We start from the raw sequence: 26,332 nt of genomic DNA, 5'->3' as shown, positions 1-26,332 counted from the left end.
GCGCCGAGGCGACCCAGCGCATGGAAAACGTGCGCACGCAGGTTGCGGCGTTTCTCAACGCGCGTTCGCCGGAAGAGCTGGTGTTCGTGCGTGGCACCACCGAAGGGATCAACCTGGTGGCTAACAGCTGGGGCAATGCGCAGGTGCACGCGGGAGATAACATCATCATCACCCAGCTAGAGCACCACGCTAACATCGTGCCCTGGCAGATGCTCTGTGAGCGTGTGGGGGCGCAACTGCGGGTGATCCCGCTAAACGAAGACGGTACGCTTCAGCTTGAACAGCTGGACGCCCTGCTTGACGACAGAACGCGGCTGGTAGCGGTGACCCACGTTTCAAACGTGCTGGGGACGGAAAATCCGGTGGCGCTGATCGTCGACAAAGCCCATCAGGCCGGTGCGAAAGTGTTGATTGATGGTGCCCAGGCGGTGATGCACCATGCGGTTGACGTTCAGACTCTGGACTGCGATTTCTACGTCTTCTCCGGGCACAAGCTGTATGGTCCGACGGGCATCGGCGTGTTGTATGTGAAAGAGGACATTCTTCAGGCCATGCCGCCGTGGGAAGGGGGCGGGTCAATGATTGCCACCGTCAGCCTGACGGAAGGCACAACCTACGCCCGGGCGCCCTGGCGCTTCGAGGCGGGTACGCCAAACACAGGCGGGATCATCGGGCTGGGCGCGGCCATTAGCTACGTCTCTGAAACGGGGCTGGCGGCGATTCAGGAGTACGAACAGCTGCTGATGCAATATGCCTTGCAGGAGCTTGCCGGCGTCCCGGATCTGACCTTATATGGCCCTGCTGACCGTCTGGGTGTGATAGCCTTCAACCTCGGCAAGCATCACGCTTATGATGTGGGCAGTTTCCTGGATAATTACGGCGTCGCCGTACGTACCGGGCATCACTGCGCGATGCCACTGATGGCGTATTATCAGGTACCGGCCATGTGCCGCGCATCGCTGGTGATGTACAACACAACGGAAGAGGTCGACAGACTGGTGGCGGGACTAAAACGTATTCACCAGCTGCTTGGCTAACGGAGAGGCGTGAGATGGCAGATTTGCCGGACAGAGATAAATTGCTGCGTAACTTTGGGCGTTGCGCAAACTGGGAAGAGAAATACCTTTATATTATCGAGCTAGGTCAGCGCCTGCCGCCGCTCAGCGAAGAGGCGCATAACCGGGACAACATCATTCAGGGCTGCCAGAGCCAGGTCTGGATCCAGATGCAGCAGACGGATGATGGCGTAATCGATTTACAGGGTGACAGCGATGCCGCCATTGTGAAGGGGCTTATTGCCGTCGTATTTATTCTTTATCACCAGATGTCGGCGCAGGATATTGTCGCCTTTGACGTTCGCTCGTGGTTTGAAAAAATGGCCTTAACCCAACACCTCACCCCGTCCCGCTCCCAGGGACTGGAAGCGATGATCCGCGCCATACGCGCCAAAGCCGCAATCCTTAGCTAAACTGACAGAACAGCATTCATTCTGTTTCGCGGGGTGGTTTCCACCTCGCTGGTTTTTCAGCTTTCTGACGTTTGGTCAGTGAATAAGGAATCTCAGCATGAAGCGCGCGTCTCTAATAACTCTATTACTCCTTGGTTCGCTCAGTGCTGTTAATTCAGCCAGGGCGGTTGATTATCCTTTACCGCCCGCAGGCAGCCGCCTGATTGGGCAAAATCAGACATACACCATTCAGGAAGGCGACAATAAGCTCCAGGCTATCGCTCGTCGGTTTAATACCGCCGCACAGCTTATCCTTGAAACCAATAATACCATTGCACCGGTAAACCCTGCGCCAGGAACGGTCATTACCATTCCTTCCCAGATGCTGCTCCCGGACACCGAGCGTGAGGGCATTGTGGTGAATCTGGCGGAGCTGCGTCTTTACTTCTATCCGCCTGGCGAAAATATCGTGCAGGTCTATCCGCTGGGTATTGGTCAGCTTGGGCTGGAAACACCGGTCAGCACCACCCGTGTGAGTCAGAAAATCCCTAACCCTACCTGGACCCCCACAGCGGGCATCAGAGCGCGCTCACTGGCGCAGGGCATTAAACTGCCGCCTGTGGTGCCCGCAGGGCCAAATAACCCGCTGGGGCGCTTTGCGCTGCGTCTGGGCATCGGGAATGGGGAATATCTTATTCATGGCACCAGCGCGCCGGACAGCGTAGGGCTACGGGTCAGCTCGGGCTGTATGCGAATGAACGCGCCGGATATCAAAGCGTTGTTTGAACAAGTGCGCGTCGGCACGCGGGTGCAGATTATCAATGAGCCGGTGAAGTTCTCCGTCGAGCCGGACGGCAAACGTTATATCGAGGTGCACAGGCCGCTGGCGCAGGCTGAGGGCGAAAACCCACAGACGGTGCCGTTCACGCACTCTGCGGCGTTTACCGCCTTCGCAGCGGAATCAGGTAGCGATAAAACGCTAATCGACAAAGCTCTGGCGCGCAGAGCCGGGATCCCGGTTGCCGTTTCAGCAGGCAATGGTTCGTCAGCCAGCAATTCTGTCCTGTCGGTTCAGAACAGTCGTGTCTCAGCGGCGGTGACGGAAGGCGAGGGAGAGAAAGCGCTTCAGTAGAGGTTTGACGAAGGCAAAAAAAATGGCGCACAATGTGCGCCATTTTATTAACAGGTACTATTACTTACGGTATTTAGTAGCCTGGTTGTCCAGACGCTGGTTAGCGCGAGCTGCGTCGTCTTTAGCAGCCTGAACGTCGGAACGCATTGCGTTCACGTCGTTGCTCAGCTGGTCAACTTTAGCGTTCAGAGTCTGAACGTCAGAAGACAGCTGATCGATTTTAGCGTTGCTGGAGCAACCTGCCAGCAGAGTAGAACCCAGGATTACCGCGCCCAGTACCAGTTTAGTACGATTCATTATTAATACCCTCTAGATTGAGTTAATCTCCATGTAGCGTTACAAGTATTACACAAAGTTTTTTGGGTTGAGAATATTTTTTTGATGGGATTACGCCTATTTTTGATCGTTCGCTCAAAGAAGCAACGAAATCGGCAATTTTGACGAAAAAGCTATGTTAAAAAAGGCATTTTTCATCGGATTCATCTTAGATAAATCGCGATTAAATAGAAAAACCCGATTTGCTTTTTGAATAGTTCTGGTTAATGGCGGGAATAAAAAAAGCGCCCCGAAGGACGCTTTTTAACAAAACAATAATTTGTTCGTGAAATATTACAGTACGTGGACAGATGCAGTGTTGGTTGTACCGCTTGGTACCAGTGCACCAGAAACCATAACCACCACGTCGCCTTTCTGAGCCAGGCCACAATCAACCAGTTCCAGAGCCACTTCTTTACCCAGACGATAGAAATCATCGGTAGAGGCAATCTCTTTCACCAGGTGTGGGATCACGCCTTTGCTCAGCACCAGCTGACGCGCGGTGGTTTCGTTGGTGGTCAGCGCCAGAATGGTCGCATCCGGGAAGTATTTACGCACGGCACGCGCAGATTTACCGCCCTGGGTCGCCACGACAATCAGTGGGGCTTCCAGTTTCTCGGCGGTTTCTACCGCACCACGGCACACGGCTTCGGTGATGCGCAGTTTACGGCTGTCGTTGTTGTAATCCAGACGGCTTTTCATCACGCGGTCGGTACGCTCACAGATGGTCGCCATGATGCCGACCGCTTCCAGAGGGTATTTCCCTTTTGCAGATTCGCCAGACAGCATAACGGCATCGGTACCGTCGAGGATGGCGTTCGCCACGTCGCCGGCTTCAGCACGGGTAGGACGTGGGTTTTTGATCATGGAGTCCAGCATCTGCGTTGCGGTGATAACCACTTTTCGCGCGCGAACGCATTTCTCGATCATCATCTTCTGCGCGAAGATCACTTCTTCAACCGGGATTTCTACGCCCAGGTCGCCACGCGCTACCATGATACCGTCAGACGCTTCAAGGATTTCGTCGAAGTTGTTCAGGCCTTCCTGGTTTTCGATCTTGGAGATGATCTGAATGTTCTCACCGCCGTGCGCTTTCAGGTGCTCACGGATCTCAACCACGTCAGAACGTTTACGGATGAAGGACGCCGCAACGAAGTCCACACCTTGTTCGCAGCCGAAGATCAGGTCTTGTTTGTCTTTTTCAGCCAGCGCTGGCAGAGCAATGGACACACCCGGCAGGTTAACGCCTTTGTTTTCGCCCAGATCGCCGTTGTTCAGCACTTTACAGATAACCTTGTTACCTTCAATCGCGGTCACTTCCATGCCGATCAGGCCGTCATCCACCAGCACGGTGTTGCCAACGGACAGATCGCTGGTGAAGCCTTCGTAGGTCACGGCAACGATTTCGTTATTACCTACAACGGATTTGTCGGTGGTGAAGGTGAAGGTCTGGCCCGCTTTCAGGGAAACGTCGTTACCGCCTTCCAGTTTGATGGTGCGGATTTCAGGACCTTTGGTGTCGAGCAGGATTGCCGCTTTTTTCCCGGTCTTGCTCATCACGTTGCGCAAGTTCTGAATACGCTGACCGTGTTCAGCATAGTCGCCGTGGGAGAAGTTCAGACGCATCACGTTCATGCCGGCATCCAGCATTTTGCTCAGCATCTCTTCGGATTCGGTTTTCGGGCCGATAGTACAAACAATTTTCGTCTTTTTCATGACAGTCTTAGTCTTTAAGTTGGGAAGGATATGGAAATCTCGCTCCGGGGGCGCACCGCCGCGGAGTCAAACCTGTGTTGCGAAAGAGTATATGACACGCACTAAGAATAGGTGACATCAAATGAGCGTGCAGAAGAAAGTGTGCCTGAGTGCCAGCCCAACGAAGGAGAGGAGAAGTTGTACGTTGTTTTTTGTATTCCAAGCGCTGAAACCATTCACCAGGGATTTGGCGCGCATTATACGCTGATTCACAGTAAAAAGGAAAATGGAAACAGCGTTTCAAAAACAATCTGTGCAGATTCACATAAGTTTGTTATCAAGGCGTTAAGGCCTAATGTCATCTTATGACGGCAGGCGCAACGCCCGCCGTTTTTTGCTCACTTTTCCAGCGCCTGCTGAAGGTCGGCGATCAGATCTTTCGCATCCTCAATCCCCACCGACAGGCGTATCAGCTGCGGCACAATGCCGTTTGCAAGACGCTGCGCCAGTGGAATGGAGGCGTGGGTCATGCTGTAGGGCTGGCTCACCAGACTCTCCACCCCGCCCAGGCTTTCCGCCAGGGTAAAGAGCGTAAGATGACGAATCACCTCTGTCGCGCGTTGCGCATCGCCTTTAATCACAACGGAGATCATGCCGCCCGGCAGCGCCATTTGTCTGCGGGCAAGCGCATACTGGGGGTGTGACTCCAGCCCGGGATAGAGCACGCTCTCTATCTGCGGATGCTGCTCCAGCCATTGCGCAATCGCCAGCGCGTTGGCACTGTGCTTCTCAACGCGCAGGGAGAGGGTGCGAATCCCCCGTAGCGTCAGGAAGCTGCTGAACGGATCCAGAACGCCGCCAACCGCATTTTGCAGATAGCCCAGACGCTCCGCGAGATCCTTATTTGCCCCGACAACAGCCAGCCCGGCAACCACGTCTGAATGACCGTTGAGATATTTGGTGGCGGAGTGAACCACAATGTCGAACCCCGCCTCCAGCGGCCGGTGAATGACCGGGGAGGCGAAGGTATTATCCGCCACGCTGATCGCATTATGGCGCCGGGCAATGTCTGCGATGGCCTCCAGGTCGGCCAGTTTCAGCAGCGGGTTCGTCGGCGTTTCCACCCAGATCATGCGGGTGTTCGGGCGAATGGCGGCCTCAAGTCCGGCTACATCGTCCGGCTTAACCCAGCTCACCTGTAACCCGGTGCTGCGCTTGCGCACGTTTTCGATCAGGCGATACGTACCGCCATACACGTCGTCAATGGCAACGATATGGCTGTCTTTATCCAGCAGTTCGAGCACGGTGGAAATGGCCGCCAGCCCTGACGCGAAGGCGTACCCGCGCGTGCCGCCTTCCAGTTCGGCGATGGCGGTCTCCAGCGCATGGCGGGTTGGGTTGCCGCTCCGGGAGTATTCGTAGCCGGTATGTTCACCCGGTGCCGGTTGCGCAAACGTCGACGTGGCGTAAATTGGAGGCATCACGGCGCCGTGCGTGTCGTAATACTCACCGCTGTGAACGCTGAGGGTGGCCAGGTTTTTCATCTTTTGCTCCTTTTATTTCGTCAGGCGGTTACGCCAGGCGGTGAGTACGTCACTGCGTGTGATCAGACCCAGAAAGCGGTCTTCGTCATAAATAATCGCCACCAGGCCACGGTCAAAGATGGTGTACAGGGCGCTCTCCGGGGCCTGCTTATCCAGATATTCGACCTGACGCGTCATGGCCGCCGTCACGGGGAGAGAGAAGCGATCGGCATCTCCCTCAATGTGTCGCAGCAGGTCCCACTCGTCGATGATGCCGACGACCTTGTTGTTATCGAGCACCGGCAGCTGGGAGATGTCGTACAGGCGCATGCGGGCCAGCACGGTGGAAAGCGTGTCGTCCGGGGCGGCAGTCACCGTCGCGCCTTCATCGTGGCGCAGGGCAATATAGTCCGAGAGATCGCCTGCCTGCGGACGCGAAATCAGCCCCTGCTGGCGCATCCAGTCGTCGTTGAACATCTTTGAGAGGTATTTATTGCCGCTGTCGCAGGCGAAGGTGACCACACGTTTTGGCGTAGTCTGCGCCTGGCAATATTTCAGCGCCGCCGCCAGCAGCGTGCCGGTGGAGGAGCCTGCCAGGATCCCTTCCGTTTTTAGCAGATCGCGGGCGGTGGTGAACGCCTCGCGATCGGTAATGCGCCAGGCGCGGTTAACCCCTTCGATGTGCGCCAGCGGAGGGATAAAGTCTTCGCCAATCCCTTCAACCAGCCACGATCCGGCATCGTGATGACGTCCGGTCTCAACCTGGTCCGCCAGCACCGACCCGGCCGGATCGGCAAGCACAAATTTCGTCTGCGGCGAATGTTCTGCAAACCACGCCTGTAAGCCACCCAGCGTACCGCCGGACCCCACGCCGACGACGATGGCATCGATCTGGCCGTCAAGCTGTTCAAACAGTTCCGGTGCGGTAGTGGTGCGGTGCGCCAGCGGATTGGCCGCGTTATTGAACTGGTCGATATAAAACGCGCCTGGCAGTTCGTTCGCCAGCCGCCGGGCATAATCCTGGTAGTAGGCCGGATGCCCTTTATTCACATCTGAACGGGTCAGCACGACCTGCGCTCCTAACGCGCGCAGGTGGAAAATCTTCTCGCGGCTCATTTTGTCCGGCACCACCAGGATCAGCGAGTATCCCTTTTGCGCCGCAATCAACGCCAGCCCCAGGCCGGTGTTCCCCGCCGTGGCTTCAATAATGGTGCCGCCGGGCCGTAGCTGCCCCATACGCTCGGCTTCGTTAATCATCGACAGCGCGACGCGGTCTTTAATCGAGCCGCCTGGATTCTGATTTTCCAGCTTCAGAAACAGCGAGCAGGGGCCGGTATCCAGCTTGTGCAGCTGGATGAGTGGCGTATGGCCAATTAGTTCGGTGACGGAGTGGTAAAGCGTCATGGTCATGTCCTGTGAAGAGGTGATGACCGGATGATAGGACCATGAAATTTTCTCAATAAAGAACGTTTCACTGGGTTTTAGAACAGAAAGGAATAATCCTTATGTTTTTGGATTGAAAGACAGCAAGACGTAAAGGTGCCCGGATGTGAGGATGGCTATATCAGTACATAGTGCTGAAAAATTAACCAATTTCGTCGGATGAATGAGACATGATATGCAAAAGGCAGATAATTATTGCAGATATTCATCTAAATGCTTTTCACCCGCCAGTTCGCTGCTTATTCCTCCGCATTATAAGAAATTCTTTTTTGGTCATTTAAAAGCTGATAACGGCTGTTTACTATCTTTTGGACATCCATACTGCTAAACCGCTATATGCGTAACGGATAACGAATAAGAATGATCGTACTCAGTAATATTTCGAAGGTTTTTGACAACGGGAAGCTGGCGCTGACAGCCGTTGATAACGTCAACTTGACGATAGAGCAGGGACAGATTTACGGGATCATTGGTTACAGCGGGGCCGGGAAAAGTACGCTTATCCGTCTGCTGAACGGTCTGGAAAAGCCCAGCGCCGGCAGCGTCACCATTAACGGTCAGGATATCTCCGCCGCGAAGGGAGAAGCGCTGCGTCAGGCACGCCTGAAAATCAGCATGGTGTTCCAGCACTTTAATCTGCTCTGGTCGCGCACGGTGAAGGAAAACATCGCCTTTTCAATGCAAATTGCCGGTGTGCCAAAAGCGCAAATTCAGGCTCGCGTTGCCGAGCTGGTGGAGCTGGTCGGCCTGAAGGGGCGCGAGAATGCCTACCCGTCCCAGCTGAGCGGCGGGCAAAAACAGCGTGTGGGCATTGCCCGCGCGCTGGCCAATCATCCGGACGTACTGCTGTGTGACGAAGCTACCTCGGCGCTGGATCCGCAGACCACCGATCAGATCCTCGATCTGCTCCTGGACATTAACCGTCGTTTTAACCTGACCATCGTACTCATTACGCATGAGATGCACGTGGTGCGCAAAATCTGCGACCGCGTGGCGGTAATGGAGAACGGCAAGGTGGTGGAAGAGGGGGAGGTACTCAGCGTGTTTACGCATCCTCAGCAGCCGATCACCCGGCAGTTTGTCCGCCAGGTGAGCCAGTACGCGGAGGAAGAGACCTTCAATACCGAACTGGCAAATGAGCTGGAGGGCGCGGTCATCAAGCTCACCTTCACCGGGCACAGCACGCACAGGCCGATCGTCGGTGAACTGACCCTGCGCTACGGCCTGCCGTTTAACATCCTGCACGGCAAAATGACGCAAACCGCCCACGGTGTTTTCGGGCAGCTCTGGGTGCACGTGGTGGCATCGGATGAACAACTGAACAATATCCTCGCCGACCTGAAGCAAAGCGATATTGAAGGCGAGGTAATCAAGCATGGCTGATGAACTCTTTCCGCACCTGAAGTGGGATCAACTTTGGGCTGCAACCCAGGAGACGCTCTACATGACCGCGCTTTCCGGCGTGGCGACGTTTGTTCTGGGGATCGCGCTCGGTCTGGCGCTGTTTTTAACCGCCCGCGGCGGGTTATTCCACAACCGCACGGTCTACAGCGTGATGTCGATTGTGGTGAACGTGTTCCGCTCGATTCCGTTCATCATTCTCATTGTTCTGCTGATCCCGTTCACCAAGACCGTTGTGGGGACCATTCTCGGCGCTAACGCTGCGCTGCCCGCCCTGATTGTGGGCGCCGCGCCGTTCTACGCCCGTCTGGTCGAGATTGCCCTGCGGGAAGTGGATAAAGGGGTAATTGAAGCCACGCGTTCGATGGGCGCGCGGCTGAGCACGTTAGTGTTTCGGGTTTTACTGCCGGAATCTTCACCCGCACTGGTTTCAGGTATGACGGTGACGCTGATTGCGCTGGTGAGCTACAGCGCAATGGCGGGGGTGATAGGTGCCGGCGGTTTGGGAAATCTGGCTTATCTGGAAGGATTCCAGCGCAACCATGGTGACGTCACGCTGGTGGCAACGGTGACCATTCTGATCATCGTGTTCATTATCCAGTTCTGCGGCGATGCCATTACTTCACTGTTAGATAAACGCTAATAAATACACACAGGAACCACATCATGAAAAAGACACTGACACTGATCGCCGCAGCCACCCTGAGCGCCCTGAGCTTTGCCTCCTGGGCGGACACGCTCACCGTGGGGGCGTCCAACACCCCGCACGCGGAAATTCTGGAGCAGGCTAAGCCGATTCTGGCAAAGCAGGGGATCGATCTGGAGATTAAACCGTTCCAGGACTACATTCTGCCAAACACGGCGCTGGCAGGGCATGACATTGATGCCAACTATTTCCAGCACATCCCTTACCTGAACAGCGTGCTTAAAGATCATGCGGGCGATAAGGATTATGATTTTGTCAGTGCAGGCGCAATCCACATTGAGCCGATCGGTATCTATTCAAAAAAATACAAATCGCTGAAGGATCTGCCGGAAGGCGGCAAAATCATCATGCGTGATGCGGTTTCCGAGGAAGGGCGTATTCTCTCCATCTTCGAAAAAGAGGGCGTGATCAAACTGAAGCCAGGCATCGATAAAGTGACCGCGCGCATCAGCGATATTGTGGAGAACCCGAAAAAGCTGCAATTCACCCCTAACGTCGAGGCATCTCTGCTGCCGCAGATGTACAACAACGACGAAGGTGCTGCGGTGGTGATCAACGCCAACTACGCAATTGATGCCGGTCTGGATCCGGTCCACGATCCAATTGCGGTTGAAAGCGGTGAGAATAACCCGTACGCCAACATCATTACCGTTCATCGCGGTGATGAGAAGAAGAAGGATATCGTCGCGCTGGTGAACGTGCTGCACTCCAAAGAGATTCAGGACTGGATCCGCACCAAATACAAAGGCGCGGTCATCCCGGTAAACAACTAATCGCCTGATTTTCCAGACGAAGCCCGGCGAACAACACGCCGGGCTTCTTTTTTGTATCCAGCCGACGAATGATTTAAGCTGACGGTTTAGGGCAACGGAGTGATGGCAATGGGCAATGTGACCAAAGACGAAGCGCTGTACCAGGAGATGTGTCGGGTGGTTGGCAAGGTCGTTCTGGAGATGCGTGACTTAGGGCAGGAGCCCAAGCATATCGTGATTGCCGGGGTACTGCGTACCGCGCTGGCGAACCAGCGCGTTAAGCGCAGTGAGTTGACCACCAAAGCGATGGAAACGGTGGTTAAAGCGCTGGCCGGTTAGGACGACAGCGTCTCGCGAGTTTTTCAGATCCTGCATATCAACAGTCATTATTGTTATTTCCTCTTCATGATGAAGGCGTGTTTAACTGACTCCAGGTTAAGCGAGAAGGGTAATGACGATGAAAAAATGGATAAGCACGTTACGGCGGTTTTTTGCGCCCCGACCAGCGAATGCGGAGAACAGCGCGCAACGTGTTCTTGAGTCAATACTGCCTGTCGCCAGCCTCTATGGCGTGGACGTAGCCAACATCGACCCGGAGTGGTTCTATGTTAAAACGTCACGCTGAACTTCGCCGGACGCGCGAAATGTACTGGAATGAGCTGTGCGTGATGCGTGTAAAGTGAGAATGAAGGGAAAAATGCCCTGGCTAATCCTCGGTAAACGATAGCCGTTTTGTTACCACTATCTCCTTTCTCAGATGGAGATAATAATGAAACGGACAGTATTAACCCCCGCGCTTTCTGCCACCGTGCTATTGCTTGCCATGCAGGCGGCACACGCTGGTCCACAGGCGCATGTTGTATGCAGTTATTCCCATACCCTCGGCGATGATGCCATTATGATGTACGGCATGCCCAACGAGGCCATGCTGCACGATTTTTTTGGTAACGTGCAAACGGATGCTTACTCCAGCCGTGAATCGCTGCGTACCCAGGAAAAGACCACCTGCGATAACAATGCAGACAGCTCGGCCTACTGGGCTCCGTCGCTAAAATTACCGGACGGAACGGTGGTCAAACCCGCCTATCAAAAAACCTATTATCAGGCATCGAACGTTGACGCCTGGCCACTGCACCCGTTCCCGGCGGGGCTGTCGCTGCTGGCGGGCGATCATCACGGCACCGCGCCAAATCCACATATCACCTTTTTATGCGCCAACGGCAAGGGCTACACCACCAGAACGGGTGAAGTCTGCGGCTTACGCAAGGCGAAGGATGCCGTGCAGTTTAATATCGGCGTTCAGTTCCCGAACTGCTGGGACGGGGTCAACCTGAAGCCCGCCCACGGCCTGGCTAACGCCACCTACGATACGAAAGGACAGTGTCCGTCCGCCTTCCCGGTGAAGATCCCGACGGTGAACATGAATATTGCGTACGTGCTTCCGACAATTAGCTCTCTGGATACCAGTAAAGTCCAGCTTTCCCTCGACCCCACCATGCATGGCAGTGAACGTGAAGAGCGATGGGGGAGCCTGTATACGGCGCATGCTGACTTCATGAACGGCTGGACGGAAGATGCCGCGCGCTTTATGACCGACCTGTGCATGAACCGCGGAATGGATTGCGGCACCACCGTGCCGTATGGTTATTCAAAAGCGAAGGCCAACGTCTGGCTCAGCAGCATGGAACCCGCACTTTCACAACCCGATCCCCAGGTCTTACTGGTGCAGGACAACTGGAAGAACGGCGGAAGGATGAAAAACAGCGAAACATTGTCGCTGGTGAAGTTCAACATTCCTCCGCTGCCTGCCGGACAGGATCCTGCCCAGTTTAAATACCGCGTGAGAATTTATGGCGGGAAAGTGGAAACCAACGGCGCGGATCAAATCTTCTTCTATCCGGCGAGCAACGACTGGGATCCGGCCACCGTGAGCTGGCATTCACGGCCGCCCTGCAACTATCGCTCGGATGCGGTGCTTTACCTGAACCACTCCCGCGAATACCGGATGGTGGACGTGGATAAAGCGGTGCGCAAGGCGCTGGCAGAAGGGAAAACCGAAATTTCGTGGTATATCGGCGGCGATCGTCAGGGAAATCACTATCAGTTTGAGACGGGGTCATCTCAACAAAGCCTGATCCTGATGCTGACCGGGTTTAGCAAAACGCCGGAGATCTGATAACGCGTGAAACCCTCATGCATAAAAAAAGCACCGGGGCTTCCGGTGCTTTCTCGTCAGATCTTGCAGGCATCGCCGCAGTCGTCATTGGCGACAATCGCCTGGGCTTTTTTATCCGCATCGTCGAGACGTTCCGCGTTGCGCTCTTCTGCTTCATCCAGCCCGTTAAAGACTAAGTTATCGAGATCAATTTCCATGTGCCACCTGCGTTATTCAGTTTTTGATACTGGCACAGTATAAGTCAAAAAAAGCGGGCCAGGCACCCCTCAGCACATATGGTTAATCCCTGCCATACTCAGTGCTTTATTGCTGAGGAAAGCCGATGATTACACTCTGTAAAACCTGCGGTACCGCTTACGATAAACAGCCCAAAAACTGCCCGATTTGCGACGATGAGCGCCAGTATGTCCCGGTGACGGGCCAGGCATGGACGGACTTCGACAGCCTTACGACCACGCACACCAACAAATGGCAACAGCTGGAGCCGCAGCTGTTCAGCATCAAAACCGTTCCCGCTTTTGCCATCAACCAGCGGGCGCTTCTGCTGAGTACGCCGCAGGGCAATGTTCTGTGGGACTGCATCGCCAACCTCGATCCGGCGACCAGAGCGTTAGTTGACGCGCTCGGGGGCATCAGCGCGATCGCGATTTCGCACCCACATTACTACACCACCATGCAGGAGTGGGCCGCCGCGTTTAACGCGCCGATCTACCTGCACGCCAGCGATCGGCAGTGGGTGATGCGTGACAGTCCGGCGATACGCTTCTGGGAGGAGGACGCCCTGGAGATTTTGCCGTCGGTGACGCTGCTGCGTCTGGGCGGGCATTTTGCAGGCGGCACGGTACTGCACTGGCAGTCAGGCGACGGCGTGCTGCTGGCCGGTGATATTTTGCAGGTTACGCCTGGTAAGGACGCCGTGTCGTTTATGTGGAGTTATCCGAATATGCTGCCGCTGCCTGCCCGCACCGTTGAATCGGTGATCGGTCGACTGACCGGGAAAACGTACCAGCGACTGTACGGGGCCTTTGAAGGGCAAAACATCCCGGCGAACGCAGATGAGATTGTGCAGCGGTCGGGCCAGAAATATATTGCTTGTCTCCGCTAAGGCACGGTGGTTAAATTTTACGAGTGTGATCGCGATCATACCTAAACTAAAACAGATAAAAGAGAAATGGCTATGCAACATATCATTGAAGGTTTTCTCAGCTTTCAAAAAGAGATTTTCCCGCAACGTAAAGAGCTTTTTCGTAGTTTAGCGTCCAGTCAGAATCCCAAAGCGCTGTTTATCTCCTGCTCCGACAGCCGTCTGGTTCCGGAACTGGTCACGCAGCAGGAGCCAGGACAGCTCTTTGTCATTCGAAACGCGGGCAACATTGTGCCACCGTTCGGGCCGGAGCCTGGCGGTGTCTCTGCAACCATCGAATACGCGGTAGTGGCCCTTGGCGTGACCGATATTGTTATTTGCGGCCACTCCAACTGCGGCGCGATGAAGGCGATTGCTGACAACGCCGATCTGGAGCCGATGCCAGCCGTTTCCCACTGGCTGCGCTATTCTGATGCGGCAAAAGCGGTGGTTGAGAAGAAAACCTGGGATCAGCCAATCGATAAAGTGAATGCGATGGTGCAGGAGAACGTCTTTGCTCAGCTGAGCAACATCAAGACCCATCCGTCGGTGGCGGTAGGCCTGCGCAACAACGCCATTCGCCTGCACGGCTGGGTATATGACATCGAAAGCGGCAAAATCCTTGCCCTGGACAAGAACACTAAATCCTTCGTGTCGTTGTCGGAAAACCCGGAAGTCTTCTTCGAGTAATCCGACACCGCAGGGCAGGGAAGCCCTGTTAAAACTCCGTGTAAGGTAACTTCCGTCGCACGCCAGATGCAGGATTCCCCGCCGCTTTCGCCATCGCTTTACCAATTTCAGCGCACTCAGACAACCCCTGAACAAACGGATGATCGTGCATCAGCCAGGGGATCGCCCCAAAAGCGATACGTCCGCGCAGAGACGCAGGTGACAGCAACGTGTAGTCTTCCCCCACGTCCGGTATTTCATCCCCCGTTTCCTCAAGCTGTTTGCGCAGCGTCGGGAAGGGAATATCCTTATTTCTGAGCGGTTTCTGCCCGCGGGCATCGATAAAGACGTCGAAGCGATAACGCTTTTCTTTCGTGGTGATGACGGTCTGATCGCTGCCGATATCCAGGTCGTAATCATCACCGAGTGCGACTACGCTAATGATCCCTGCCTCGCGCAGTGCCAGTAACCGGCGGATAGACTGCGGTGGAATGGCGGCATAGTTATCAATAAACACACGCTCCAGCCCGGATTTAAACCGTTCTCTGTCACGTTCATTGAGTGAAGGGACAATGGCCTGAACTACTTCATGCAGACGAAGCACGGTATAGCGCCAGGCAACGGTGCGTTTCTCGCACTTATTGCGCTCCACTTCTTTCAGATTCGCTTCGGCCCAGGTGAAAGGACCATGCTTTTTACGATCCTCAAACCAGACATCACGAAGCGTGTCAGCATTCAGCGTGCCGATCGCTATCGCCTGGCACCAGCGCGGATCGGCCAGCTCAAGCTCTTTCACCATCAGTGCAAAGATGCGGTCAAGCAGCCCGTCAGGGCCTTTGGCAATTTCGCTTTCTGCCACAGACTCCGTTAACACCGACAGCGGTTCATAAGGGATAGGGCAGTAAAAGTCGGCCTCCGGAAGAACGCCCGAGCGGGACATCAGCGTGATGTTTAGCCCCTCACTACCTTTATTGACAACGAACTGCTCCCCGCTAAACCGACCATGCTGCATTACTACCGCCATAGCAGCGTCCAGTCCGCTGAGGGAGGTACCCATAATCCCCACCTCACAGGCTCGGATATCCGCGTCCATCAGCCCCGACCATGGGCTTGGGAAATAGTCGCGGGTGGATTCATCTTCATCAGGCCAGACGTGACCGGTGGCGACCACGGCAAGGTCAAATCTTCTGGAGAAAGGCGCATCGTTCACTGACAGGGCCACGCCGTCTGCATCTGCTTTGATATCCGTTACTTCTGCGTTGGGATGAACCTCGACCTGAAATCCTGCCTTTTTCGCCTCGGCAACGACGGCGAGAAAACGGTCGTGGAAATATTCACCCAGCAGAATACGGGGCAAAAACTGCCGGTCGTGCAGTTTGTCTTTGTCGACGCTATAGCGGGCAAGGTGGGCTGCATTTTGCTGTTTAAGCCAGTCGAGATAGGTGATAAAAATGGGCGGGATTTCGATACTGGCGATATTCGCCAGCATCAGTCGGGAGTTATCTTCATCGCTGTAAGGCATACCGACGCCGGGCTGATCTGCTTTCTCAAACACGGTGATCGAAAGGGGCGCTGCGTTGGTAAGAAGTGAGTAGAAGGTGTAAATCCCTGTTGGGCCTGAGCCGATAATGGCAATTTTTTTCATCGAAAGCGTTCCTGCGTTTCTGAACCATAGAATAAGCGTAGCAGGAGAAAGGTTAAGTCATTCAATGAAGGGAAAAATTAAGACGTTCAGAAGAGGATTTTTGCACCATTTCAGGACTGAAATGGTGCGTCCGAGTGGACTCGAACCACCGACCCCCACCATGTCAAGGTGGTGCTCTAACCAACTGAGCTACGGACGCAGAATGGTGCGTTCAATTGGACTCGAACCAACGACCCCCACCATGTCAAGGTGGTGCTCTAACCAACTGAGCTATGAACGCATTGTGTTGTCGGTGACAACGGGGACGAATATTAGCGGCACAGCCCCAAGGTGGCAAGAGGGAAAATGCATTTTTCTCTCTGATTTCACGCGATTGCTTCATTACCGCGCAAAGTGAAGAGAAAGTAGCCGTCAGCCGGCGGCTACTGTGTCATTAACGCGCAGCGCGTTGCAAAATTACCGCAGACGACTGACGTTGCAGGAAGCGCATGCGCAGCATCATCATAATGGCTGCAGACGTTAAGCCGATGATAAAGCCCATCCAGAATCCGGCTGGCCCCATGCGATCCACCACCAGATCCGTGAGCGCCAGAATATACCCACTCGGCAGGCCCAGAACCCAGTAAGCGATAAAGGTGATAAAGAAGATGGAACGCGTATCTTTATACCCACGCAGCACGCCGCTGCCAATTACCTGGATGGAGTCAGAGATCTGGTAAATGGCCGCAAGCAGCATCAAATGCGAGGCCAGGGTCACTACTTCCGGGTTGTCGTTATAGAGCAGGGCAATTTGCTCACGCAACAGCACGGTAAAGAGCGCGGTACAGACTGCCATGCAGACGCCGACGCCCAGCCCGGTGCGGGCTGCCGTTTGCGCATCCAGCGTCGAGCCTTGCCCCAGACGGAAGCCCACGCGAATCGTCACCGCAGCAGCCAGGGACATCGGCAGGACGAACATCAAAGAGCTGAAGTTCAGGGCGATCTGGTGGCCTGCCACGTCAATAATCCCTAACGGCGAGACCAGCAGGGCGACAACGGCAAACAGCGTCACTTCAAAGAACAGCGCCAGCGCAATGGGCAGACCCAGTTGGGTAAGGCGGCTCATCATCGACCAGTCAGGCGTGCTAAAGGCGGTGTCGTTACGAATGTCGCGCATGGATCGCGCATGTTTAACGTAGGTGAGCATACAGCCGAACATCACCCAGTACACCGCAGCCGTCGCCACGCCACAACCCACGCCGCCGAGTTCCGGCATGCCAAAATGACCGTAGATGAAGATGTAGTTCACGGGAATGTTCACCAGCAAGCCGATAAAGCCCATCACCATGCCCGGCTTGGTTTTTGCCAGCCCTTCACACTGGTTACGAGCCACCTGGAAGAAGAGATAACCGGGCGCGCCCCAGAGCAAGGCGCGCAGATAACCGACTGCTTTATCTGCCAGCGCCGGGTCGATATTATGCATGGCGCGGATAATATACCCGGCGTTCCACAGGACGATCATAATCAGGACGGAGACACCCCCGGCCAGCCAGAAGCCCTGGCGCACCTGATGGGCTACGCGGTCGCGTCGACCGGAGCCGTTAAGCTGCGCGATAACGGGCGTCAGCGCCAGCAGCAGGCCGTGACCAAACAGAATGGCCGGGAGCCAGATTGAGGTTCCGATCGCCACGGCGGCCATATCGGTGGCGCTGTAACCACCGGCCATTACCGTATCCACAAATCCCATTGCGGTTTGGGCTACCTGCGCGACGATCACCGGTATGGCCAGTGCCAATAACTGACGCGCTTCGATCATATACTTCTGCACGTGAACACCTTTGTATTGTAGTTATTTGAGAGACTAAAAAGGCCGCCGTTACTGGCAGCAAGAAGAAAAAACAGAGGGATGCCAGCTATTGTAGCGGGGTTTAACTAATTATCTAGTGAAAAAATCGCCAGAAATTGCGCATCACTGGCAACCTGTTTTTTCAACTGTTATTGTGGTGGGATTATACGGTGTCATCGCCGTTCGGAATGAACAGGAGCTGTAAGCATGTTTACTGGTATTGTGCAGGGCACTGCCAAAGTGGTGTCCATTGATGAAAAACCGAATTTCCGCACTCACGTAGTTGAGCTGCCTGAATATATGCTCGACGGCATTGAAACCGGGGCGTCGATAGCGCATAACGGCTGCTGCCTGACGGTGACCGAAATTAACGGTAACCAGATAAGCTTTGATTTAATGAAAGAGACGCTGCGCATCACTAACCTGGGTGAGCTGGTGGTGGGGGATACCGTCAACGTTGAACGTGCGGCGAAATTCAGCGATGAGATTGGCGGGCATCTGATGTCGGGCCATATTATGACCACCGCAGAAGTGGCGAAAATCGTGACCTCGGAAAATAACCGTCAAATCTGGTTTAAGGTGCAGGATCCGTCATTAATGAAATACATCCTTTATAAAGGATTTATTGGCATCGATGGGATTAGTCTGACCGTCGGTGAAGTGACGCCAACGCGTTTTTGCGTGCATTTAATTCCTGAAACGCTGCAACGTACTACGCTTGGCGCAAAAAAACTGGGGCAGCGCGTAAATATCGAAATTGATCCGCAGACCCAGGCGGTCGTGGATACCGTTGAGCGCGTGCTGGCGGCGAAAGAGGCGGCGATAATAAAGGCCGTGGAAGAAGAATAAAAAATAACCCCGGGTAACCGGGGTTATTTTTCAGCGGGCCACGCGCAGGCCGTGCTCAATCCCACGACTAAACACCACCTGCCACAGCTGTATATCCCGCGCGCGGAACGCACCCGCGCAGGCATTCAGATAATAGCTAAACATCCGTTTGAATCGTTCCGAATAGTTGTCGGCGATTTCAGGCCATGCAGCCTGGAAACGTTCATGCCAGGCCATCAGCGTGGTGTCGTAATCTGCGCCGAAGTTATGCCAGTCTTCCACAATAAAATGCGGTTCGCTGGCGTTCGCAATCTGGCGAACAGAGGGTAAACAACCATTCGGGAAGATATATTTGTTGATCCAGGGATCCACATTGTTATCGGTGCGTTTAGAGCCGATGGTGTGTAGCAGGAAAATTCCGTCAGGCTTCAGGTTATGGTCGGCGACGTCGAAATAAGTCTTGTAGTTCTTTGGCCCCACGTGCTCGAACATACCCACGGAAACAATCCGATCGAACTGCTCATTCAGGTCGCGGTAATCCTGAAGCCGAATATCGACATCCAGACCCAGACACCGTTCCTGTGCCATCTTCTGCTGTTCAGCTGAAATCGTGACGCCGACTACGCTGACACCGTAATGTTTCGCCATAAACCAGGCAAGGCCGCCCCAACCACAGCCGATGTCCAGCACGCGCATGCCGGGCTGCAACTGCAATTTATCGCAAATCAGCTGTAGCTTATCCTGCTGCGCCTCTTCCAGGGTTGTCGCTTTTTTCCAGTATCCGCAGGAATACTGCATTAACGGGTCGAGCATACGGCTGAAAAGATCGTTGCCCAGGTCATAATGCTCTTTACCGACGATCCACGCGCGCTTTTTACTTTGCAGATTGAACAGGCGGGCGGAGGCGATACGTAACGTATCTTTGAAATGACGAGGGAGCTGATTTTCAAGACCGGCGCGTAAAACGCTGGAGAAGAACATATCCAGCCGCTCACACTCCCACCAGCCGTCCATATAGCTTTCACCCAGCCCTAACGATCCCTCCTGTAACACGCGTTTGAAAAAATCGGGATGTTTAATCTGGGGGTCGGAGGGGGATGAGCCATTAATCGTAATGCCCGCACGTCCCAACAGTTCACTGACGATCCGGGACCAGTTATCGTCCGGAACGCTGACTTCTTCTATACACGATGAACTCATAGCTTCTCCATCACCTTGCTGTGATCAGAACCTTAAAACAGCGTAGACGCTTTTTTGGTTTGTGAGAAATCTCACGGTAAATGCCCGCGAGGCTAATATCCGACGTAGAACAGAGGAAGGGAGATAACCCTTGCCGAAATGCCTTCCATGGTAAAACGGGAGCGCTCCGGCTCCCGTTAACACTTAATATTTATCGTATTTAATCGAACCAAATTCAGTATAGGCCGCAAAATTTGGTGATTCAACAGAAAATTGTTAGCAACCTAATCACTGGTTTTTAACATAGTTTCCCGCGTAATCAGGCGTGCGACGTTTCTGTCTGCGCGTTTTCACTCTGCTCGCGATGGGCGGAGGACTGCATGCGATAACCCAATCCTGCCAGCACAACGGTGACCAGCATCACGCTGGTGGTGGTGAGCAGCGGGGTTGCAATCAACGCAGAGACCACGAGACTTGCCAGGAAGCACAGGCCAAGTTGCAGGGTATTTTGCAGCGCGGCAGCGCGGCCTGTCGCCTGCGGGAATGGACGCAGCGCCTGGGCTACAACAATAGGGTAAATGGCCCCGTTAGCGATCGCCATGACGCAGAACGGAATCAAAATTTCTGCAAGCCCGGCGCCGGGAATAAAGCCGACAGCCCAGGTCGCAATCACGCTTAGCGCATACAGCACCAGCAGCCAGGGCAGCATCTGCTGGCCTTCCCATTTTTGCAGCGCGGCGCGACAGCCATAGCCACCCACCAGGAAGGCGATGGTCTGTGGTACATAGCTCAGGCCGATAGCCGCCGGGCTGTAGCCCATGTCATGCAAAATGAACGGTGAACCGGTAAGCCAGGCAAAGAAGCTGGCAGAGCAGGCGGCATAAATCAGCACGTTACCGCGATAGGCTTTCGACCGTAGTAAAGAGGTAAAGGTGATGGGCTTCGCGTCCGGATGCGTCTCTTTTTTATGCGCAGGTTTAAGCCCGAACGCGGGCAGCATCAGGACCAGCGTGATCGCAAAGAGCGTGGCGAAAATGGCCTGCCAGTCGAAATGCGCCAGGATCCAGCTGCCCAGCAGCGGAGCGAGCGCCGGAGACAGGCCGACCAGCGGCATGATGGTGGCGAAAATGCGGTTAGTGCGTGAGGCGGGGTAGTAATCGGTCACCAGCGCCTGCCAGGTGACCGCTGCGGCACAGACGCCGACCGCCTGAATAAAGCGCAATACCAATAACCAGGCGGCATCGCGGACCCACAGCATGCCCAGACAGCCTACGGCAAAAATCGCCAGTCCCAGCAACAGGACGGGCTTACGGCCAAAACGATCAGAGAGCGGTCCCCAGAGTAGTTGCGCAAAAGCAAAACCTGCAAGGAATAAACTCAAACTGGCGCTGATGGCGGCGGCAGGAGTTTGCAAATCTTCCTGCATCGCGGCGAAGGCGGGCAGATACATGTCGGTCGCCAAAAAGCCCAGCACGCTTAAGCCGCCGAGCCAGACTAAAAATCCTTTCCTGGGTTGCACTTTTTTTCTCCTGAGGAGGCAGGTGTACGTTGGCGCAGAGTGTAGGGAGTGCAAAGCGGCTTGTGAAACGCTAATATTTGGTGGGTGCATTCAAAAAATTTGCAGGCTAAAGATGTGGTCAGATTATTCCCTTGAAGTGGTTGATGCCGTGGCGCGTAACGGCAGCTTTACCGGTGCCGCCCAGGAGTTGCACCGCGTTCCCTCGGCTATCAGCTATACGGTGCGCCAGCTGGAGGCGTGGCTGGCGGTCCCGCTGTTCGAGCGGCGTCATCGCGACGTGGAGCTCACGCCGGCCGGCGCGTGGTTTTTGAAGGAAGGTCGGTCTGTTATCAAAAAAATGCAGATCACCCGTGAGCAGTGCCAGCAGATCGCCAACGGCTGGCGCGGACATCTCGCTATCGCGGTGGATAACATCGTTAAGCCGGAGCGGACCCGGCAGATGATCGTCGATTTCTATCGTCATTTTTCCGACGTCGAACTGCGTGTGTCGCAGGAAGTGTTCAACGGCGTATGGGATGCGCTGGCGGACGGCAGGGCGGAGATGGCGATTGGTGCAACCCAGGCGATCCCGGTTGGCGGGCGCTACGCGTTTCGCGACATGGGCATGCTGAGCTGGACCTGCGTGGTCGCGCGCGATCACCCGCTGGCGGCGCTGGACGGGCCGCTGAGTGATGACACCTTACGCAACTGGCCCTCGCTGGTGCTGGAAGATACCTCCCGCTCGCTGCCCAAGCGCATTACCTGGCTGCTGGATAATCAGCGCCGCGTGGTTGCGCCGGACTGGGAGTCGTCAGCCACCTGTCTGAGCGCGGGGCTGTGCGTTGGCATGGTGCCGGTGCATTTTGCGCGCCCGCGCATCGACGCGGGAGAGTGGGTGGCTCTGACGCTGGAAAATCCTTTCCCGGATGCTGCATGCTGTCTGACGTGGCAGCAAAACGACGTCTCGCCCGCCATGGCCTGGCTGCTGGATTATCTGGGAGACAGCGAAACGCTGAACCGGGAGTGGTTGCGGGGACCAGCGTAGCTGGCCCCGTAAAGAGATTAACGTCGGTAGTCGCGGAACGGACCGTCGGCAACGGAACGGCGTTCAATCAGGCGCGGGTGGACCTCAATGGACTGGGACTGTTCTCGCTTGTTGACGATCCTGTCCATCAGCATATTGAAGGCCGTTTCACCCAGCGAATCTTTCGGCTGGTGAATGGTGGTCAGCGCCGGGGTAAAGAAACGGGCGTTGCGAACGTTATCATAGCCGATCACCGAGATGTCCTGCGGAACGCGCAGGCCGAGTTCATCCGCCGCGCAGAGCGCGCCCATTGCCATGATATCGCCGCCGCAGAACACAGCGGTAGGGCGATGCGGCTGGGAGACGATCTGCTGCATGGCGCGATAGCCCGACTCCGGCTCGAAATCGCCCTGGACAATCCAGTTTTCTGGCACGGTAATCAGCGCCTCTTCCATCGCTTTCATGAAACCGGCCAGACGGCCAGCACCAGTGTTACGCTCCAGCGGGCCCGGGATCACGCCAATTTCACGATGCCCGCGTTCTACCAGATAACGCCCGGCCATGTAGCCGCCTTCAAAGGCGTTATCAATAACAGAGTCGGTGAAGTCTGCGCGCGCCTCGCCCCAGTCCATCACTACCATCGGAATGTGGCGATACTCTTCCAGCATGGAAAGCACCGACTCAGGGTATTCAGAACACATGACCAGCAGGCCGTCGACGCGCTTTTGCGCCATCATCGACAGGTAAGCGCGCTGTTTTTCAATGTTGTTCCACGCGTTGCCCAGAATCAGGGTATAGCCTTTCTGAAAGCAGTTTTTTTCAACGGCTTCGATGATTTCAGCAAAGTAAGCCGCTTCACTGCTGGTGGCCAGCAGGCCAATCGATTTGGTGTGATTAACCTTCAGGCTACGGGCGACCGCACTTGGCGAGTAGTGCAGTTCTTTGATTGCTGCCCAAACGGCATTACGCGTCTCTTCTGCGACGAAACGCGTTTTGTTAATAACATGTGATACGGTTGTAGTGGAAACGTTTGCGCGTTTTGCTACGTCTTTAATTGTTGCCATTAAATGTCACTCCAGACCATATCCTAAGCTCCTGAAAAAAATGAAGGTAAACGTTTGCCTTCTCTCACCCTTATTACGCAAACATGAGTTGCGACACGCCGGGAAAACGACACAGGACGTCAGGAGGGGGTCAGTGGCCGGTACGCTAATAAATTTAGCGTGGAATTTTGTCCTATCTTGATGAAAAGGGGAAGAGGTAAAGTAGATATCCGTTTAAATCCTGGAAGATTTTTGACCTGAACTGTGTAAAAATGAGCAAGCTCACTTTTCGTAGGGTGAATAAAAGGAGAAAAATTGATGAGTACCGATCTGAAGTTTTCGCTGTTTACCACCATTGTTGTTCTTGCCCTGATTGTTGCGGGTGGTTTAACCGCTGCGCTGCACTGATTTAGGTGGAGGGAGAGTCTTCTCCCTCCCTTGCCGCTATTGTTACCTCTCCGGCAAAAATCTTTTGCCAAAATGTTAACTTCTCATTTTTTGTGATTGATGTCATGCTTTTGCCTTCTTAGTCTGTGCCGGGTAACGGCACGGTATCCGGAGTCTTTTCATGAAAATCAATTTTCCCCTGCTGGCCCTGGCGATTGGCGCCTTTGGGATTGGCACCACTGAATTCTCCCCGATGGGGTTATTGCCTGTTATCGCCCGGGGTGTGGACGTCTCTATCCCTGCGGCCGGTATGTTGATTAGCGCCTATGCGATCGGCGTGATGGTGGGCGCACCGCTGATGACGCTGCTGCTTTCGCACCGCGCGCGACGCAATGCGCTGATTTTCCTGATGGCAATTTTTACTCTCGGAAATGTGCTTTCCGCGATTTCGCCGGATTACACCACGCTGATGCTTTCCCGTATTCTGACCAGCCTGAACCACGGCGCTTTCTTCGGGCTGGGCTCGGTTGTTGCCGCAAGCGTAGTGCCAAAACATAAGCAGGCCAGCGCGGTAGCCACTATGTTTATGGGCCTCACCATCGCTAATATCGGCGGCGTTCCCGCTGCCACCTGGCTCGGAGAAGCCATCGGCTGGCGTATGTCTTTCCTCGCAACCGCCGGACTGGGCGTGGTCGCGATGGTCGCGCTGTTCTTCTCGCTGCCCAAAGGGAGTGCGGGAGAACGTCCGGAAGTACGTAAAGAGCTGGCGGTGCTGATGCGTCCTCAGGTGTTGTCCGCGCTGCTCACCACGGTGCTGGGGGCAGGGGCGATGTTTACGCTCTACACCTATATCTCCCCGGTGCTGCACGACATAACCCACGCAACGCCACTCTTTGTTACCGCGATGCTGGTGCTGATTGGTGTCGGGTTCTCGATTGGCAACTATCTCGGCGGGAAATTTGCAGATCGCTCCGTCAGCGGGACGCTGAAAGGTTTTTTAACGCTGCTGATTGTCATCATGGTGGCGATCCCGTGGCTGGCGCGTAACGAAGTGGGCGCCGCGGTTGCCATGGTGGTGTGGGGCGCCGCAACCTTTGCCGTGGTGCCGCCGTTGCAGATGCGCGTGATGCGTGTTGCGCATGAGGCGCCGGGGCTCTCATCATCCGTGAATATCGGTGCGTTTAACCTGGGAAATGCGCTGGGAGCCGCAGCGGGTGGGGCGGTGATTTCGGGTGGTTTGGGTTACAGCTTTGTGCCGGTGATGGGGGCGATCATTGCCGCACTCGGCTTGCTGCTGGTGTTGATGTCCGGGCGTAAACAGCCAGAAGCGGTGTGTACGGCGGAATAAATAAAAACGCAGAAGGGTTGCCCCTTCTGCGTGTCCCTTATGCGGCGAAGTTCTTCGCAACAAATTCCCAGTTAACCAGTGCCCAGAAATGTTCCAGGTAGTTCGGGCGCGCATTACGGTAATCAATGTAATAGGCGTGTTCCCATACGTCCACGGTCATCAGCGGCGTTGCGCTGGTGGTCAGAGGGGTACCCGCATTAGAAGTGGAAACGATAGCCAGTTTGCCATCAGCCTCTTTTACCAGCCAGGTCCAGCCGGAGCCAAAGTTTTTAACGGCTGCGTCAGTAAATTTCGCTTTGAAATCCGCGAAACTGCCGAACGCGGCGTTAATCGCTGCGGCCAGCTCACCGGTAGGTTCTCCGCCTGCATTTGGAGCCAGGCAGTGCCAGTAGAAGGTGTGGTTCCACACCTGAGCGGCGTTGTTGAATACGCCACCGTCTGAACTGCGCACAATCTCTTCCAGCGTTTTGCCTTCAAAATCGGTGCCCTTGATCAGGTTATTCAGGTTGGTGACATAGGTCTGGTGATGCTTGCCGTAATGGTACTCCAGGGTTTCCGCAGAAATGTGCGGAGCCAGGGCGTCTTTTGCATACGGTAGTGCAGGTAATTCGAACGACATTGCTACTCTCCTTATAGTTTTATACGTTGCCAATAACCCTACAGACAACAAGGACAGAATAGCAAATTGAAAGGGTATGCAAAAGAGGAACTTACCCCGCCACGGAGGCGGCAGGGCAGGGTCTAGCGAATGGTTTTTGGCGTCATCACTCGGCGCGCACCCACATAGTGGCGCACCCAGTAATCTTCACTGAGGGAGGTGATCTGAATGTCCTGACCGCTGCGCGGTGACTGGATAAATTTACCGTTACCCACATACACCCCAACGTGATCGGCCGTGCCGCGTCCCTGGGTGCGGAAGAACACCAGGTCGCCATTTTGCAGTTCGCCACGGTTTACAGGCGCGGCGTCGCGCAGATGGTACATCTCATTGGCGGTGCGTGGAATGCGAAACTTCACCAGATCTTTATAGGCATAATAAACCAGCCCACTACAGTCAAAACCGGTGCGCGGAGAGGTGCCACCCCAGCGATATGGTTTACCTATTTGCCCCATCAGTTTATTCATCGCCGTTTTTTGCGCTTTCTGCATACGCGCTTTATGCACGTCAGCCAG

General features: G+C 54.9%; 27 protein-coding genes and 2 tRNA genes. 15 read left to right on the top strand and 14 right to left on the bottom strand.

Annotation, left to right across the window (positions count from 1 at the left end; translation table 11 throughout):
- The 3 genes from sufS to HP459_RS07280 form a co-directional block, all read left to right on the top strand.
- On the top strand, positions 1-1,037 hold a 1,037-nt coding region (sufS, locus tag HP459_RS07290; protein WP_171936069.1), incomplete at its 5' end, for a cysteine desulfurase SufS.
- A gap of 14 nt (positions 1,038-1,051) precedes the next feature.
- Positions 1,052-1,468, top strand: coding sequence for a cysteine desulfuration protein SufE (gene sufE, locus HP459_RS07285; RefSeq protein WP_171936068.1), 417 nt, complete (start codon positions 1,052-1,054; stop codon positions 1,466-1,468).
- Positions 1,469-1,565: 97 nt separating this feature from the next.
- Positions 1,566-2,579: a L,D-transpeptidase family protein gene (locus HP459_RS07280; protein WP_038415919.1), complete on the top strand. Its 1,014-nt coding sequence runs from the start codon at positions 1,566-1,568 to the stop codon at positions 2,577-2,579.
- A gap of 60 nt (positions 2,580-2,639) precedes the next feature.
- Here HP459_RS07280 and lpp read toward each other — a convergent pair whose 3' ends face one another.
- The 4 genes from lpp to HP459_RS07260 all read right to left on the bottom strand — a co-directional run bounded on the left by lpp (position 2,640) and on the right by HP459_RS07260 (position 7,516).
- Positions 2,640-2,876, bottom strand: a complete 237-nt coding sequence (gene lpp, locus HP459_RS07275) for a murein lipoprotein Lpp (protein ID WP_001082307.1) — start codon at positions 2,874-2,876, stop codon at positions 2,640-2,642.
- Between the two features lie 312 nt (positions 2,877-3,188).
- Positions 3,189-4,610: a pyruvate kinase PykF gene (gene pykF / locus HP459_RS07270; RefSeq protein WP_015570703.1), complete on the bottom strand. Its 1,422-nt coding sequence runs from the start codon at positions 4,608-4,610 to the stop codon at positions 3,189-3,191.
- A 377-nt stretch (positions 4,611-4,987) separates the two neighbouring features.
- Complete coding sequence (locus HP459_RS07265; RefSeq protein ID WP_171936067.1) at positions 4,988-6,133, bottom strand: PLP-dependent aspartate aminotransferase family protein; 1,146 nt, start codon at positions 6,131-6,133, stop codon at positions 4,988-4,990.
- A gap of 12 nt (positions 6,134-6,145) precedes the next feature.
- The gene (locus HP459_RS07260; protein WP_171936066.1) at positions 6,146-7,516 is read right to left on the bottom strand and encodes a cystathionine beta-synthase; all 1,371 of its coding nucleotides are present in this window, start codon (positions 7,514-7,516) and stop codon (positions 6,146-6,148) included.
- A gap of 399 nt (positions 7,517-7,915) precedes the next feature.
- On the opposite strand from HP459_RS07260, the gene HP459_RS07255 reads away from it, so the two are divergent.
- The 6 genes from HP459_RS07255 (at position 7,916) to HP459_RS07230 (ending at position 12,590) form a co-directional block, all read left to right on the top strand.
- Entirely contained in the window at positions 7,916-8,938 is a 1,023-nt protein-coding gene (locus tag HP459_RS07255) for a methionine ABC transporter ATP-binding protein (RefSeq protein WP_023299939.1), read from the top strand.
- Positions 8,931-9,599: a methionine ABC transporter permease gene (locus tag HP459_RS07250; RefSeq protein ID WP_154849645.1), complete on the top strand. Its 669-nt coding sequence runs from the start codon at positions 8,931-8,933 to the stop codon at positions 9,597-9,599. Before HP459_RS07255 ends, HP459_RS07250 begins: the two co-directional genes overlap by 8 nt.
- A 23-nt stretch (positions 9,600-9,622) precedes the next feature.
- Positions 9,623-10,435: a MetQ/NlpA family ABC transporter substrate-binding protein gene (locus HP459_RS07245; protein WP_003857677.1), complete on the top strand. Its 813-nt coding sequence runs from the start codon at positions 9,623-9,625 to the stop codon at positions 10,433-10,435.
- Between the two features lie 108 nt (positions 10,436-10,543).
- The gene (gene fumD, locus HP459_RS07240; protein WP_003857676.1) at positions 10,544-10,753 is read left to right on the top strand and encodes a fumarate hydratase FumD; all 210 of its coding nucleotides are present in this window, start codon (positions 10,544-10,546) and stop codon (positions 10,751-10,753) included.
- A 118-nt stretch (positions 10,754-10,871) separates the two neighbouring features.
- Positions 10,872-11,039, top strand: a complete 168-nt coding sequence (locus HP459_RS07235) for a hypothetical protein (protein ID WP_022647883.1) — start codon at positions 10,872-10,874, stop codon at positions 11,037-11,039.
- A gap of 144 nt (positions 11,040-11,183) precedes the next feature.
- Positions 11,184-12,590, top strand: a complete 1,407-nt coding sequence (locus HP459_RS07230; protein WP_171936065.1) for a DUF1996 domain-containing protein — start codon at positions 11,184-11,186, stop codon at positions 12,588-12,590.
- Positions 12,591-12,646: 56 nt separating this feature from the next.
- Here HP459_RS07230 and HP459_RS07225 read toward each other — a convergent pair whose 3' ends face one another.
- On the bottom strand, positions 12,647-12,787 hold the full coding sequence (locus tag HP459_RS07225; RefSeq protein WP_171936064.1) for a hypothetical protein: 141 nt from the start codon (positions 12,785-12,787) through the stop codon (positions 12,647-12,649).
- Positions 12,788-12,912: 125 nt separating this feature from the next.
- On the opposite strand from HP459_RS07225, the gene HP459_RS07220 reads away from it, so the two are divergent.
- A complete protein-coding gene (locus HP459_RS07220; RefSeq protein WP_171936063.1) occupies positions 12,913-13,695 on the top strand; it encodes an MBL fold metallo-hydrolase in 783 nt (260 codons plus the stop codon).
- Between the two features lie 72 nt (positions 13,696-13,767).
- Positions 13,768-14,403: a carbonic anhydrase gene (locus tag HP459_RS07215; RefSeq protein ID WP_022647889.1), complete on the top strand. Its 636-nt coding sequence runs from the start codon at positions 13,768-13,770 to the stop codon at positions 14,401-14,403.
- Positions 14,404-14,431: 28 nt separating this feature from the next.
- Here HP459_RS07215 and HP459_RS07210 read toward each other — a convergent pair whose 3' ends face one another.
- The 4 genes from HP459_RS07210 to mdtK all read right to left on the bottom strand — a co-directional run bounded on the left by HP459_RS07210 (position 14,432) and on the right by mdtK (position 17,834).
- A complete protein-coding gene (locus HP459_RS07210; protein ID WP_126291124.1) occupies positions 14,432-16,027 on the bottom strand; it encodes an FAD-NAD(P)-binding protein in 1,596 nt (531 codons plus the stop codon).
- A 122-nt stretch (positions 16,028-16,149) separates the two neighbouring features.
- Positions 16,150-16,226, bottom strand: a tRNA-Val gene (locus HP459_RS07205).
- A gap of 4 nt (positions 16,227-16,230) precedes the next feature.
- Positions 16,231-16,307: transfer RNA gene (locus HP459_RS07200), tRNA-Val, on the bottom strand.
- A gap of 153 nt (positions 16,308-16,460) precedes the next feature.
- Complete coding sequence (gene mdtK / locus HP459_RS07195) at positions 16,461-17,834, bottom strand: MdtK family multidrug efflux MATE transporter (RefSeq protein ID WP_032622176.1); 1,374 nt, start codon at positions 17,832-17,834, stop codon at positions 16,461-16,463.
- A 225-nt stretch (positions 17,835-18,059) separates the two neighbouring features.
- Here mdtK and HP459_RS07190 point away from each other — a divergent pair, with 225 nt between their 5' ends.
- Positions 18,060-18,701: a riboflavin synthase gene (locus HP459_RS07190; protein ID WP_022647892.1), complete on the top strand. Its 642-nt coding sequence runs from the start codon at positions 18,060-18,062 to the stop codon at positions 18,699-18,701.
- A 30-nt stretch (positions 18,702-18,731) separates the two neighbouring features.
- Here the strand turns inward: HP459_RS07190 and cfa are convergent, their stop codons facing one another.
- Both cfa and punC read right to left on the bottom strand, forming a co-directional pair.
- Positions 18,732-19,880 carry a cyclopropane fatty acyl phospholipid synthase gene (gene cfa, locus HP459_RS07185; protein ID WP_022647893.1) on the bottom strand — a complete coding sequence of 383 codons (1,149 nt, stop codon included), beginning with the start codon at positions 19,878-19,880 and terminating at the stop codon, positions 18,732-18,734.
- Positions 19,881-20,178: 298 nt separating this feature from the next.
- Positions 20,179-21,378, bottom strand: coding sequence for a purine nucleoside transporter PunC (gene punC / locus HP459_RS07180; RefSeq protein WP_023299943.1), 1,200 nt, complete (start codon positions 21,376-21,378; stop codon positions 20,179-20,181).
- A 112-nt stretch (positions 21,379-21,490) separates the two neighbouring features.
- Between punC and punR the strand changes: the two genes are divergently transcribed.
- The gene (gene punR / locus HP459_RS07175) at positions 21,491-22,402 is read left to right on the top strand and encodes a DNA-binding transcriptional activator PunR (protein WP_022647895.1); all 912 of its coding nucleotides are present in this window, start codon (positions 21,491-21,493) and stop codon (positions 22,400-22,402) included.
- A 17-nt stretch (positions 22,403-22,419) separates the two neighbouring features.
- Here punR and purR read toward each other — a convergent pair whose 3' ends face one another.
- The gene (gene purR / locus HP459_RS07170) at positions 22,420-23,445 is read right to left on the bottom strand and encodes an HTH-type transcriptional repressor PurR (protein ID WP_006809011.1); all 1,026 of its coding nucleotides are present in this window, start codon (positions 23,443-23,445) and stop codon (positions 22,420-22,422) included.
- Positions 23,446-23,742: 297 nt separating this feature from the next.
- On the opposite strand from purR, the gene HP459_RS07165 reads away from it, so the two are divergent.
- Together HP459_RS07165 and HP459_RS07160 are read left to right on the top strand one after the other, a co-directional pair.
- Positions 23,743-23,832 carry a YnhF family membrane protein gene (locus HP459_RS07165; RefSeq protein WP_003857632.1) on the top strand — a complete coding sequence of 30 codons (90 nt, stop codon included), beginning with the start codon at positions 23,743-23,745 and terminating at the stop codon, positions 23,830-23,832.
- 160 nt (positions 23,833-23,992) lie between these two features.
- Complete coding sequence (locus HP459_RS07160) at positions 23,993-25,159, top strand: MFS transporter (RefSeq protein ID WP_045622824.1); 1,167 nt, start codon at positions 23,993-23,995, stop codon at positions 25,157-25,159.
- Between the two features lie 37 nt (positions 25,160-25,196).
- Here the strand turns inward: HP459_RS07160 and sodB are convergent, their stop codons facing one another.
- Positions 25,197-25,778 (bottom strand): superoxide dismutase [Fe], encoded by a 582-nt coding sequence (gene sodB / locus HP459_RS07155; protein WP_017693553.1) that lies wholly within the window; start codon positions 25,776-25,778, stop codon positions 25,197-25,199.
- Between the two features lie 122 nt (positions 25,779-25,900).
- Positions 25,901-26,332 (bottom strand): C40 family peptidase (locus tag HP459_RS07150; protein ID WP_171936062.1); only part of this gene is annotated, 432 nt, incomplete at its 5' end.

Origin of the sequence: Enterobacter sp. CM29 (assembly GCF_013179605.1) — a bacterium.
GTDB classification, from domain to species: Bacteria; Pseudomonadota; Gammaproteobacteria; order Enterobacterales; family Enterobacteriaceae; genus Enterobacter; species Enterobacter intestinihominis.
Note: the sequence above shows the minus strand (reverse complement) of the source record. Positions and strands in the feature narration are given on the sequence as shown.